This is a genomic window from Leptospira hartskeerlii (assembly GCF_002811475.1).
In the GTDB taxonomy this organism is placed as follows: Bacteria; Spirochaetota; Leptospiria; order Leptospirales; family Leptospiraceae; genus Leptospira_B; species Leptospira_B hartskeerlii.
Genome location: NZ_NPDL01000002.1, coordinates 381,049 through 393,985, shown reverse-complemented (window position 1 = coordinate 393,985; position 12,937 = coordinate 381,049). Strand labels below are relative to the sequence as shown.

The 12,937-nt window shown below is 41.6% G+C and carries 12 protein-coding genes; 7 read left to right on the top strand and 5 right to left on the bottom strand.

Annotation, left to right across the window (positions count from 1 at the left end):
• The first annotated feature begins 106 nt into the window (after positions 1–106).
• The 4 genes from CH352_RS04805 to CH352_RS04790 all read left to right on the top strand — a co-directional run bounded on the left by CH352_RS04805 (position 107) and on the right by CH352_RS04790 (position 4,643).
• Positions 107–1,933 carry a hypothetical protein gene (locus CH352_RS04805; RefSeq protein ID WP_100705419.1) on the top strand — a complete coding sequence of 609 codons (1,827 nt, stop codon included), beginning with the start codon at positions 107–109 and terminating at the stop codon, positions 1,931–1,933.
• A gap of 21 nt (positions 1,934–1,954) precedes the next feature.
• Positions 1,955–2,671, top strand: a complete 717-nt coding sequence (locus CH352_RS04800) for an amidohydrolase (RefSeq protein WP_100705420.1) — start codon at positions 1,955–1,957, stop codon at positions 2,669–2,671.
• Between the two features lie 122 nt (positions 2,672–2,793).
• Positions 2,794–3,105 carry a DUF485 domain-containing protein gene (locus CH352_RS04795; RefSeq protein WP_100705421.1) on the top strand — a complete coding sequence of 104 codons (312 nt, stop codon included), beginning with the start codon at positions 2,794–2,796 and terminating at the stop codon, positions 3,103–3,105.
• On the top strand, positions 3,105–4,643 hold the full coding sequence (locus CH352_RS04790; RefSeq protein ID WP_100705422.1) for a sodium:solute symporter family transporter: 1,539 nt from the start codon (positions 3,105–3,107) through the stop codon (positions 4,641–4,643). Before CH352_RS04795 ends, CH352_RS04790 begins: the two co-directional genes overlap by 1 nt.
• 27 nt (positions 4,644–4,670) lie before the next feature.
• Here the strand turns inward: CH352_RS04790 and CH352_RS04785 are convergent, their stop codons facing one another.
• The 5 genes from CH352_RS04785 to CH352_RS04765 are packed head-to-tail and all read right to left on the bottom strand — an operon-like array spanning position 4,671 to position 9,599.
• On the bottom strand, positions 4,671–5,765 hold the full coding sequence (locus CH352_RS04785) for an AI-2E family transporter (RefSeq protein ID WP_100705423.1): 1,095 nt from the start codon (positions 5,763–5,765) through the stop codon (positions 4,671–4,673).
• Positions 5,758–6,285 (bottom strand): cyclic nucleotide-binding domain-containing protein, encoded by a 528-nt coding sequence (locus CH352_RS04780; protein WP_100705424.1) that lies wholly within the window; start codon positions 6,283–6,285, stop codon positions 5,758–5,760. Before CH352_RS04780 ends, CH352_RS04785 begins: the two co-directional genes overlap by 8 nt.
• A gap of 2 nt (positions 6,286–6,287) precedes the next feature.
• Entirely contained in the window at positions 6,288–6,845 is a 558-nt protein-coding gene (locus tag CH352_RS04775; RefSeq protein ID WP_008594863.1) for a lipoprotein signal peptidase, read from the bottom strand.
• The gene (locus tag CH352_RS04770; protein WP_100705425.1) at positions 6,842–8,545 is read right to left on the bottom strand and encodes an ABC1 kinase family protein; all 1,704 of its coding nucleotides are present in this window, start codon (positions 8,543–8,545) and stop codon (positions 6,842–6,844) included. Before CH352_RS04770 ends, CH352_RS04775 begins: the two co-directional genes overlap by 4 nt.
• 4 nt (positions 8,546–8,549) lie before the next feature.
• Positions 8,550–9,599, bottom strand: coding sequence for a Gfo/Idh/MocA family protein (locus CH352_RS04765; protein ID WP_100705758.1), 1,050 nt, complete (start codon positions 9,597–9,599; stop codon positions 8,550–8,552).
• Positions 9,600–9,690: 91 nt separating this feature from the next.
• On the opposite strand from CH352_RS04765, the gene CH352_RS04760 reads away from it, so the two are divergent.
• Genes CH352_RS04760 through CH352_RS04750 form a run of 3 tightly spaced genes read left to right on the top strand, consistent with a single transcriptional unit; the run spans position 9,691 to position 12,760 of the window.
• Complete coding sequence (locus CH352_RS04760; RefSeq protein WP_100705426.1) at positions 9,691–11,136, top strand: UDP-N-acetylmuramoyl-tripeptide--D-alanyl-D-alanine ligase; 1,446 nt, start codon at positions 9,691–9,693, stop codon at positions 11,134–11,136.
• Positions 11,137–11,150: 14 nt separating this feature from the next.
• A complete protein-coding gene (gene purE, locus CH352_RS04755; protein ID WP_100705427.1) occupies positions 11,151–11,639 on the top strand; it encodes a 5-(carboxyamino)imidazole ribonucleotide mutase in 489 nt (162 codons plus the stop codon).
• Positions 11,636–12,760: a 5-(carboxyamino)imidazole ribonucleotide synthase gene (locus CH352_RS04750; RefSeq protein ID WP_100705428.1), complete on the top strand. Its 1,125-nt coding sequence runs from the start codon at positions 11,636–11,638 to the stop codon at positions 12,758–12,760. The genes purE and CH352_RS04750 overlap by 4 nt, the downstream gene beginning before the upstream one ends.
• Positions 12,761–12,937: the final 177 nt, after the last annotated feature.

Genomic DNA, 12,937 nt, shown 5'->3' with positions numbered 1-12,937 from the left:
AACAGGCCCAGGAATTCAGAGTATGTCAAGAAATAAGTATCTTTGTTGATTTATTTCGCCAGAAAGCCAAGATACAATCAGAGCCGTTTCCAAGGGATCTTTGTCCATGTCCGAATTCGATAAAACCAGAAAAAGTATCGGTGCTAATAATCTAGACGATAAAGCCAGGCGGGAAATGTTCGACAAGTTCCAGTCTGCCGGCGGAAAAGTTGTCTCCGATAAGGATAAAAAAAGGGAAGAAGCTCTTCGCAAACAAAAAGAGCAACCCCAAGTCCGCCAAGGTGCAAGGAGCCAGGCCGGGGGAAGAGACCCAAGACAGAACCAATCTTCTCAGTCAGGAAGATCGTCCGCAAAACAAGTAACTTCTAAGCCGAACCCGATCATGGATCGTAAGGCTCTAGAAGATGAAATGGGAAATTTTTTCAATCGTATGGCGGTCCGATTCAAATGTTGGATCTCCCGCGTAACGTCTTTTTCTTCTAGCGACCTTCTCCCCGCTTTTATGTCCGAGCTGAATATCGCCGGAAAAAAAGCTCTTCTGGAAATGAACTTTGTAGGGAACGACCTTCTAGGAAACCCCGCTTATGCTTCTAAGATCGCAAAGGAACTGGACGGACAAAATCCTCTTTATATAGAGCTCTTGGGCAGAATGCACAAAGCCTACGATAGCACGGAGCTGAATCAGCTCCTAGATGGGCATAACGCTGCTCCTGATCTTCCTGTATCAGTCACTAGAGTTAGACAACCTCTCTATTCTATATTCAAAAAACTGTATTATATGTATCCATTCCAAGGTTCTTACGTGAAAGCCGTGACCTTGGGTTACCAGGCTTTGGAAAAACTGGAAGGTAAACCTGCTACGGTTTACAACACAAAGAGAAAAAGAGCCCTCCAGGAATTCGACGTTCTATACGGAACAATTTTTGATAAGCTCTATCTTGCAATTCTCAGAAGTGAGGACAAAAATATCCCTCTTTTGAGCACATATATGGAGAATGTCCTGGGAATTCTTCCGGAAGAAAAACTCGGCCAAAGGAAACAGGGAGAAGAGTTAGACGAAATCTCCGGCGGAGTACATCCGGAAGAGGAAGATACGGAAGAACCTCAGGAAGAAAAACCTGTAGATCCGGAAGAAGGCCTTAGCAAAGAGCTAAAATACGGCCTAAAACTCATGAGATCTTTATCGTTAGATCAATTAAGAAAACGCCAGGATGCCAAAGGAGAGCACGATATTATCCCTGCCGGAGACAAGGCATTCTTGACCTGGTTGTTTTTCAAAGAGTTCGACGAGGAATATTCCTTCGTAATGACTACCAAGAAAATAGATCTGAAACCCACGATCGTTGGCGGATCCAAAATGGATTACCGCGAAAAACTGATCGATCTTTATGAGACAACCAGAGGGATCCACGAACAATTCAGGATCTACGACCAGTATTACAGAGAGCTGGAAAACCATCTCAAAAACCCTGGTGCAAATTATATTGAAGCTTCCAAAAAAACTTCCGCCCTGGAAACAAAAAGAAGTCAACAATCACGCAACGTGAGAGTTACTGCTAAGGACTTTTTTCAGAAGGGAGCGGAGCTTCTTTCCAAATTGATCGCGGATATGAAAGGCAAAAAAGAGATCGTGACCAATATGGAAACTTTAATGACTTTCGATCTGATGGAATCCAAAAAGAGATTGAATAAGAAACCTATAAAACAGTGTATTATGGAATCTTATTGTTATGCTCTGGCGTTTTCCGAACGTTTGGAAAACGGAGATCTTTTCGGCGGAGTCCCTGAACTTTCTGCAGAAGAGATGGAAAAAGAATTCGGTATCAAGACTGCAAGCACCGCTCCGGAAGCGGAAATTTTAAGTCCTGGTGGTGAGTCCGGCGACGGAGAAGACGATAGTTTCGGTGTGGACCCTTCCATACTTTCCGATTAAATTCAAAGTCGCAGGTAAAGAGTGACCTCAGTAAAAATTACCCTTTTCCAAAAGGATCTATCCCAGCCGGTTTCTCCTGAACAAAGAACCAAACTTTCTAAGGAAAAATCGGATTTCCTCATTCTGCCATTATATTTCCCGGGAGGGGGAAATGGTTCTCCTGAATCGTTAGCTTCTCGCGCTAAACCTTTTCTAGATGAGATCTACGCTATCTCGGAAGTTTATAAAGGTGCGATCTTCGGCGGAGGAATGTTTCGTAGAGACGACGAGGGTAAATTAAGATTCTCCATTCCGATCGTGCAAAATATAGTACTAATAGATTGGTACGATGTAAAAGGATTATCTTCCGAAGATGCTCCGGCAATTCCAGGCTCGGGAGAAGATTCCCTGATCTTGGGAGGATTTCGTTTTGGGATCTTCGCAGGCAAAGAGATCCAAGATAAGTCTAAACTGGAAAAATTAAAATCCGATAGGATCAATTTGGCGTTCCATTTAGATTCAGTTTCGGATAACGGTACTGATTATTCCCAGGATCTGAAAAATTATGCGGATCTTTCCTCCCAATACGGAATGTTCTTGGTGCGTAGTTCCGGTTACGGTATCCCCTTCGGTAAAAGAAGGATAGGAAGAAGTCTACTCTCTACTCCGACAGGTGTCACTTGGAAAGTGGCGGAAACCGAACAGGAGAAAGAGATCATCAAAACAGTTAACATAAACGGGATCAACGGTCTATTTTAATCGGATCTTTCAATAGTCGACTTTGTGACAAAGAGTCGAATTAGATTTATTTCTAAAATTCTTTTTATCCTTGCCATCCGGAGGTATAATACTATTCTCTCGGCCGGTCCAAGGACTTCAACATGAAGATAAAAGCTCACCAATTGATCGAATCCATCGAGTTTAAAAAATTAGTACGAACTAGATGGACAGTTAGTTTCGTTTTATTATTTTTTCTATTCCTGAACTATTACGGATTCATACTCATCATTGCCCTAAAAAAGGAATGGCTTACGCAAAGAATAGGTATCTTCGGCAACTATGGATTGTACGCCGGCGCATCTGTGATCTTATTCTCCTGGTTACTCACCTTCTTTTATGTTCTCTGGGCCAACAGATATTATGACCAAGAAGTCAAAGTATTAAAATCTAAATTAGAATCGGAGAATAGATAATGGAATCCTCTTTAGGCCAACCGAATTTTATCTCGGTTCTATTTTTTGTTCTATTCGTTATTCTTACATTAGGAATTACTTATTGGGCTGCCAAAAAGACTAAAACTTCCAGTGAGTTTTATGCGGCGGGCAGATCCATTACGGGTTTCCAAAACGGCTTAGCTCTTTCCGGAGATTTCATGTCCGCAGCTTCCTTTCTGGGAATTTCGGGTATGGTGGCTTTAAAAGGTTACGACGGCATCATTTACGCAGTTGGATGGCTTGTAGGCTGGCCTGCCCTCATGTTCCTTCTTGCAGAACCTTTACGCAATTTAGGAAAATATACCTTCGCAGACGTACTAGCGGTTCGCTTAAAACAAAAACCGATCAGGATCGTTGCCTCTATAGGAGGAATTTTAGTAACACTGACCTACTCGATTGCTCAAATTGTCGGTTCCGGAAAACTGATCAATCTAATGTTCGGTCTTCCTTATGAATTGGCGGTTTTGATAGTGGGCGGAGTAATGCTACTTTACGTTTTATTCGGGGGAATGATCGCGACTACTTGGGTGCAGATCATCAAAGCCTGCCTTCTTCTTTTCGGTGTTACCTTACTTGTGATTTTATCTCTAGCACAATTCGGCTTCAGCTTAGAGAATTTATTCTCCGCAGTAGAAACTAAATTCGGAAGGACAGCTTTAGAGCCTGGGGGATTTGCTTCCAGTCCGATCGATTCCATTTCATTAGGACTTGCTTTAATGTTTGGTCTATTAGGTTTACCTCATATTCTAATGAGATTTTATACTGTGCCTGATGCGAAAGAAGCCAGAAAATCGGTGGCTTACGCGACTACATTCATTGGATATTTTTATATCATCATTCCGATCGTTGGTTTTGCGGCTGCGGTTCTGATCGGAAGAGAGCAAATAGCCGGAATAGACAAAGGCGGAAATATGGCGGCAGCACTTTTAGCAGAGTTGCTCGGAGGCACACCCTTTTTAGGATTTATCGCCGCAGTTGCATTCGCCACCATCCTTGCAGTAGTTGCAGGTTTAACATTGGCTGCAGCTTCCACCATCTCTCACGATCTTTATTTTAACGTATTCACAGAAGGTAAGGCAACCGAAAGTGAGCAAATCTCCGTCGCTAAAAAAGCAACTGTGATATTCAGTATAGTAAGTATTCTTCTCGGGATATTGTTCAAGGATCAGAACGTAGCTTTCATGGTAGGATTGGCCTTCGCAATCGCAGCCAGCGGAAATTTCCCTGCATTATTCTTATCCATTCTTTGGAGGAATTTTAGCACAGTGGGCGGAGTATTCTCCATTCTGATCGGTTCAGTGTCGGCGACTCTGTTCATCATATTCAGTCCTACTGTTTGGGTGGATGTTTTTAAATTCGATCAGGCAATTTTCCCTTTAAAAAATCCTGCGATCGTCTCAATGTCTTTGGCATTTATTTCCGCATTCATTTTTTCTAAACTGTTTCCTGACGAGAACGCCACCGCAAAATACGAGTCAGAGAAAGTCAGGGTTTACTTGGGGATCGGGGCGGAATAAAAAAGGAGAAGTAAAAAGCTGCTTTGCTTAAAGCAGCTTATGGTCTTTCATAGATCTATAGAGAGAAGCAATAGTTACCTTTAAGATCGCAGCAAGCGGAACTGCAACAAGCATTCCAGCAATCCCAAGTAAACTTCCTCCAACGGTAACTGCACCCACTACGATAACCGGATGCAAAGAAACCGCATCCGAGATAATGACGGGTTGAACAAAGAAATTATCCACTGCTTGCGCAATCAGTACCACAACAAAGATCGCGACCATCAGTTCATACATGCCCATTCCATCATTAATACTATTCGGATTGAATATTCCCGCACCTTGCGTTAAGGTCATGAACAATGGAGGAACCATTCCGATAATAGGCCCTAAATATGGAATGGAATTTGCAATCCCTGCGAATAGAGCAAAGATATAAAAGAACTTCAAGCCGATCGCGTAGAATCCGATCATAGATATCGCTGTTATGATTGCACTTTGGATTACCAAACTTCTCAAATAATTGGTAATCTGTTCGTTGATCTTAGCCGTCACCATTAAGGTCATTTCGAAGTATCGATTCGGAACAAGACTTATGATATTCTTATACACTCCGTTCCCGTTTAAGAGAAACAAAAATGCAAACAATGGTGTGACCACCAGATATCCAATCAATGTGGGAATTACGGAAACAAGTGCACTAACTTGAGCATGGATCAGTTCAGCCGCTTGTTTAACCAACTCGTCAGGACGGATCGTGTCCTCCCAACTTGCAGGATAATCGTTAAATCTGAGTTGAAAACCAACTACCAAATACTTAAACTTTGCATCGTCTATATCCTGTTTCCAATTCTTAATGATTGGCTGCAAAGTGGAAACGATAGGAGGGGCAACTTCTGTTGCGACCAGATAAATTGGAAGACAAAGAAAAAAGATAAGGATCGCAACTGAAACTATCCTGGGTATTCCCAGAGTTTCAAAATAGTTAATAGTTCCATTAAATATATAGAATAGAATTAATGATAAAGCGATCGGTACTACAAGAAGTTGCAGACCGATTGAAAAAAATACGATGGCCGCTCCGACCAAAAAGAAAAATATAAATCGGATTACGTATGTAGAAAGCGGTTTCGTATCAGGCATTTTTCTGTTTGCCCTTATAATAAGCTTTTTCCAATAACTGGTTCGTTTTTTGGAGTCTTTCCACAACAACCCCAGTAAGACTTAAGAGGATCTCAATTCCTATCTTAGGTTTGGTCTCGATAATTTCTTTTAAATCAGGCTGAAAAAAGCCGAGCAAAGTAGAGGGCTCTTGCGCAATCGCAGTTGCGGTCCTTCTCTCTTCGGAGAATAAAGAAAGTTCTCCGAAAAAAGAATGTTGGTCCAAATGGGCTAGGTCTAATTCTACCCCGTCTCTTACGGAACGAATCGTAACCTTGCCGTCGAAGATCATATAAAATCCTGCTCCGGCTTCTCCCTGTCTAAAAATTTCCTCTCCCTCTGAATATTGTCTAACGTGGACTAGTCTTGCGATCTCATGCAAGGTCCTTCTTTTTAACTTTCCAAATACGGAAGTTTCTCGAAGGAAACGCATAATCTCCGGGTTAGAGGTCCCTTTTTTCTTAATTATCTTTTTCCAGATAGGGAGTTGCAGGAAATTCAAAATTACTTCTTATCCTCTTCGATTTTCATGGTCAGGATCAGGATCACCAGTCCCACACTCACGCAGGAATCTGCAAAATTGAATGCAGGCCATCTGTCGATTAAAAGCCAGTTCGGCCAATCGAAGTCTAAGAAGTCCACGACTCCGATAAATCTTCCTTCATAACGATTTTCAACGAATCCGAACTCAGCTCCGATCCCGATAATTTTTACGAAAAACTTATCTATAAAATTTCCGAATGCTCCGGACATTACCAAGGCCCAACCGGCAGGATGTCCTAGATCCGAATTTTTCCAACGATATGCGATTAGAACTAAGATCGCAACTGCAGTCAGAGCCAAAGAGGTTCTTGGAAATCCCTGAAAGAGACCCATCACAAAACCTGTATTGAAAGTAAGGGTTAAACGGAAAAAATCCCCAAGCAATTCGATCGGATTATGAGGTCTTAGGTATAGTATCGCGATGTATTTGGTTACCAGATCTATAACTGTTCCAACAATAACACTGATAATGAAGATAGGCGGGTATACTTCTAAGAACTTCTTTTCGAAATATTTCACTGACGATTCCTTTTAGAGCTGAATTTATTTTTGATAACGGATAGAGCAAGGAGGATTCCGAAGAAAACGGATACCCCGTAAGCTGCCATTGCTTGAGTTTCGATCCCTCTATCCAATCTATCGGTTCCATAATGGATACCAAAAAGTATAAATGCAGTGCTGATAATCTGATGACCTAAAGAATACATCTTCTTGGTATGTTGTTCCAGATCCGGAAGTTTATATGCCTGCTTTCCTCGGTTTAAATTTTTAACCGCCTGTAATAATTCTCCCGGAAGAGAAACTGCCTGACCCCAGATACCACCTTCCTGGACCAGGACCTTCTGCCATTGGTTCTCTCCTTGGAAGACCAGACCTTTGAAAGGTTTTTCGCCATAATCCAAAACGGTACGATACGGATCTAAGTTTGCGGTAATTCCGACAAGAAGACCAAGAACTCTTTCCAATGGAACAAGAGCGGTCGGTAATTGGATCATTCTAAGAAGTCCTCTAAGACTTGAATTGATCTCTTTTAGAAATTTCAGATCTTCAGGAGTATGGATCTGTTCGAATTTAATATTCTTAAATGAATCCGTATCGGAAAGAAACTTAGAAAGTTTTTCCATAGAATAACGGACCACTTCTTCCAACTTCTCCCTATCAGCCTTCTTAGAAACAAGCCCGAGCTCGTCGAGGGCCTCTACAAGAGCGGGATAGTCCTTCGTCATAGCACACAGAATTATTTTCCTAAGTGCGATAGCTTGGCTAGGAGGGATCTCCCCTACCGCTCCGAAATCTATAAAACAAAGTTTTTCATCCGGAGTGTAGATCATATTTCCTGGATGAGGGTCTGCATGATAAAACCTATATTCAAATATCATAAGAATATAAGCTCTAATTAGAAGATCCACAGGCCGAGACTTTGCCTGCCCTTTTTTTAAAGTGCCAGCTTGGGTGATTCGCTTCCCTTCTATAAACTGAGCGGTCAAAACACTCTTACCGCTCCACTCAGGGATCAGTTTAGGAAAAACGTAATCCGGCTCTTCTGCAAAGTATCTGGCCATACGATCCATAGACTCAGCTTCTAAACGAAGATCCGTTTCTCTTCCCACTAACTTCGCAATTTCTTTATGGACTATTTTGAAATCGAATGTGACTAAGAATCGATTGATCCTTTTCAGGAACGTACGGACCGCCTTCAGATCTTTTTCGATAATATCTTCAATGCCTGGATATAAAATTTTAACCGCCACTTTTTCTCCCTTAAAAGTGGCAGAATGCACCTGAGCGATGGATGCAGAAGCAAGAGGCGCTTCTGAAATATCCGGGAATACTTCTGCAATTTCTTTCCCGAATTCTTTTTTAAATCTTTCTTTAATTTCCAGAAAAGGATGAGGAGGAACTCTATCTTGTAAGTCCTGTAATGGTTCAGTAAAACTTTCAGGGAATAAATGAGAAAGTGATGCGAAATACTGGCCTAGTTTTACATACACTCCTCCCATTTTCAGGAAGAAGTCTCTACATTCCAAGCCCAACGATTTATAAAATTCTAATTCTCTTTCCTCTCTTGATTTGGAAGAAAGGAATAATCTTACAAATTTATAATACCAAAATAGACTGATAATTTTTTTCCAAAGAAAGAAGCTACCTCTATAGTATCTTCCTCTCGCGGAATAGGAAGGCAATTGATTTGAATTTGTGGATTGGGAACTTGAAGGCATACGTTTAGATTTCCGAAACCGTTCTGATCTCGGCGCCGGTTTTGATCTTATGTAAAAGTTCCATGATTCCTAGATTTTCTCCAATGTCACCGGTCATTCTTGCTGATTTTCCCGTAAGAACATTGCGTATCTCCGTATAAAGGTTCATAAACGGGTTTGATCCGAGGAATGATTTTTCCGGAAATGTGACTTCCGTCAAACTATTAAATCCTTTGTATTTCTTAGAAGGTTTGGAAACGAAAAGCCTCATACCATCATTGGAGAGAAGAATACGGGCCTCTTCGGTCATGATATCCATCTCGAATTGAAAATACTTCCTCATCCCTCCTGCTTCCAGAAACACCACCGGCCCAGACTTATATTCCAAGAACGCCAACGCTCGATCCTCAATTGGGATCCCTTTTCTTCGAGTCAAAGAAGATCGAATTCGATCCGGTTTGCCCAAAAACCAATAGATTAAATCCACTGCATGAGTCCCATCATGGAATAATGGCCCGGTCCTTCCTTGGAATGCTCTACCCGGAGCCAAGGCAGAAGTCAAAACAGAGGCTCGGATAGTACGGATCTGTCCGTATTTTTGGGAATCCAGAACCTGCTTTGCCCATGCATATTTAGGATGGTATCTTCTCTCATGATTGATCCAAATTCGGATCCCTTTCTTACGGGAAATTTTTTCCAAGTCCTTGGCTTGTAAGAAAGTTTCGCAAACCGGTTTTTCGATCAGAAAATTTTTAACACCTTTGTCTATCCATTCTAACGCACTCTTATAATGATTTTCAGAAGGACTTGAGATGATTGCAAGGTCCGGTTTACTTTTAGAAGAAAAACGATCTGGACCTGCGAATGTAAACTCCTCGGGTAATTTCCACTGCTTGCAAAACTTCTCCCTTTTATCCGGATTAGGATCGAAGCCTCCCACAAACTCAAAATTCTTTTTACCCCAAGAAGAGAACAGGACCCCGGAATGAGTGCAAGGTTTGGACCGATAGGGATCTTTTTCCAAGGAGGAAGCGATCCTTCCCAAACCGATTAAAACTACCTTGGTCTTTCGCATCCCGCATACTTGAAAACCGGAACCGAGAGCTTGCAAGAGGAATTTTTAAAAATAGACTGCGAGTATTTTAGGTAGGAAGATATTGGGTCTGATGAAAGCCCCATTCCAGTACGATCCTGAAACAGTAAGAAGGGTATTACAAAGTCCATCCGACTTCTCCTTTCAAAAAGAATCGGAGATAAAAAGTATCAGCACGGCATCCGGAATGGTGGAACCTGGAACCTTATTCATTCCCTTAAGAGGAAACAGGGATGGACATGAATTTATCTCGGACGCCTTGGAAAAAGGTGCTTCTTATTTTTTATGCGAGAAGGGTCATCCGATTTTAGAAAGTCTCAATTCGGAACAAAGATCAAAAGCGATCCAAGTCAAGGACACATTGCTCGCATTAGGAAAACTTGCAACATTTCATAGATCTAGATTCAATCCCATCTTAATCGCAGTCACCGGCTCCAGCGGAAAGACCACCACAAAAGAGATCTTGTCCTCTTGTCTTTCACCCTTGGAAGAAGGGTTACTGGTCACGGAAAAAAACTATAATAACGAGATAGGAGTTCCATTCACATTATTCAAGATCAACTCCAAAACTAGATATGTTGTATGCGAGATGGGAATGAACCATGCTGGAGAAATTTCCAGGCTGACTAAGATGGCGAGTCCTAATTATTCTCTCATCACTACAATTGGAACGGCTCATATAGAATTACTAGGTTCCAGAAAAGGGATCGCAAAAGCAAAGGCAGAAGTTTTAGAGGGAATGCACAAAGGTGGAGTGCTATTCTATCCGGAGACAGGAGAATATAAGAATTTCCTAAAGCGAAGATGCCTGCGTTACGGGATTAAGTTCAAATCGGTTCCTCTAAAAAGGAGGATAGAAATTATAGAAACCAATCGGGATGGTTTTAAGATCTCCTTCCTGAACTATTCTCTGAATTGGAGCCTTCCCGGGATCAAACTTTTGGAAAATCTAGCATTGTGCGTATCTATGTTAGAAGAGTTAGGAACTCCTACCGATTGGATTCAAAATGGGATCCAAAATTTCAGATCCGGCGACAAACGATTGGATTTCCAAGCAGGAAATTATAAAATTCTGAACGATACATACAATGCAAATAGAGAATCCATGTTATCTTCTCTCGAGGCATGTTCTCAGATCGCCGGGGAAGAAGGATTTTACGCAGTACTAGGAGACATGAAAGAAGTCGGAAATTATTCCCGAAAGTTCCATACTGAGATAGGAAGTTTTGCAGCGAGTTTAAAGAACTGCAAAGGTATCTTCTTATTCGGCACTGAATCTTCTCACGCTCTAAAGAGTTTCCGAAAAAAAGCGAGTTCGGACCTTCTATCCTTCTCCTTCCCAGGAGACGAAGAAGGACTTAAAAACTTAGTGGATACAATCCGCAAAGAAGTGCCTAAGGGTTCTTATCTATTAGCAAAGGCCTCCAGAGGAATGAGATTAGAAAGAGCCGTAGAAGAATTAAATTCAGGAACAAAGGATTCGTCCATGTTTTCGGGCTTGCCGGTGGATCGATCTTAAAGGAATTTGCAAGTGTGAAAACGAAAGTTGCGGTTATAATGGGAAGCAGTTCCGATTGGGAAACCATGAAAGAAGCGGTATCAATCTTGAAACAGTTCGGGATAGAATGCCATACCGAAATCGTATCTGCTCATCGTTCTCCAGAGTTATTATTCGAATTTTCTAAATCCGCGAGATCTAATGGTTTTGAGATCATCATCGCAGGCGCAGGTGGAGCGGCTCATCTTCCTGGTATGGTAGCTTCTCTCACTACTCTACCTGTTCTTGGAGTGCCCGTACAAAGTAAGGCGCTATCCGGAATGGATAGCTTGTTATCCATAGTACAGATGCCTGGAGGAGTTCCTGTCGGAACACTTGCAATCGGTACTGCAGGAGCAAAGAATGCTGGGCTACTCGCCGCAAGAATATTGTCCCTACAAGATGAAACATTATCTAAAAAATTGGAACAATACAGAAACGATATTAGAGAAGAAGCATTGTCCAAAAACAAAGATCTAATATGACAAAAATTCTATATCCTCCCGCAAGGCTTGGAGTGATGGGATCGGGACAGCTCGGAAGAATGTTCGCGCAGGAAGCGATCCGAATGGGCTATCAGGTGTCCGTTTATTCTCCGGAAAGAAATAGTCCGGCTTCTCTGGCAGGAGCCTCCGAAATCGTTGCGCCTTACGAAGATGAGAGTTCACTTCAAATATTTTTAAAGTCCATAGACGCACTTACATTCGAATTTGAGAATATACCAGGAGCCGAGTTGAACTTTATCTCGGAATATTCTGAGAAATATTCTCTTCCGGTTTTCCCGAGTCCGGAAAATATCCGGATCGCACAACATAGGATCAGAGAAAAAACATTATTTACTAAATTAGGACTTCCTACTGTACCTTTTTATCCGATCACAAATAAGGCAGAAGCAACCAAGGCAGCAGAGACATCCAAATTCCCTGCGGTATTAAAAACTTCTTCCTTCGGTTACGACGGAAAGGGACAAACTAAATTCAAGACCAAAGAAGAATTCAGAGCATGGGTCGGTTCGCTCGGACAAGAACCGTTGGATCTGATCTTAGAAGAATGGTACGAGTTCGATAAAGAAGGTTCTGTGATCTTAGCAAGAGACCAGAAAGGAAATACACTTTGTTTTTCGCCTTCCGAAAATATTCATAAAAATCATATCTTAGATACTACCATCCATCCTGGAAATTTTTCAGACTCTCTCAAAAAACAAATGATAGAATCCGCAAAAACCCTAGCAGAAGGAATCGATTATGTAGGAGTATTCGGATTGGAATTTTTTATCAAAGGTGATAAGATCGTTCTGAATGAATTTGCTCCAAGACCTCATAACTCAGGTCACTTCTCTCAAAATGGAGCAAATATTTCTCAGTTTCAGCTTCAATTAAGATGTCTTACCGGACTTCCATTTCCTTCGAAACTTTCTTCTCTAACATCTTCCATGAAAAATATTTTAGGGCAAGATTACCTTCCCGACTCCGCACTTTGGGCAAAGTATCTTGCGGATGAGAGATACGCTTTGCATCTTTACGGTAAGTCCGACCCAAGGCAGGACCGTAAGATGGGACATTGGAATTACGTGGGAGATGGAGCGGAGAGGGCGTTTCCTCAGTAATAAATCAGACAAAACTTATAGATCGGACCGTCTTTTAATCCGAATTGAATATTTAAAAAAAGAAACTACCCTGCGGCGAATATTTACCTAATCACTTACACTCTTTACTTGAAAAGAAAAAGACGAGCTTCCGGAGCCACGAAATGTTAACCAAGAAAGATATTGACGTTTTCAAAA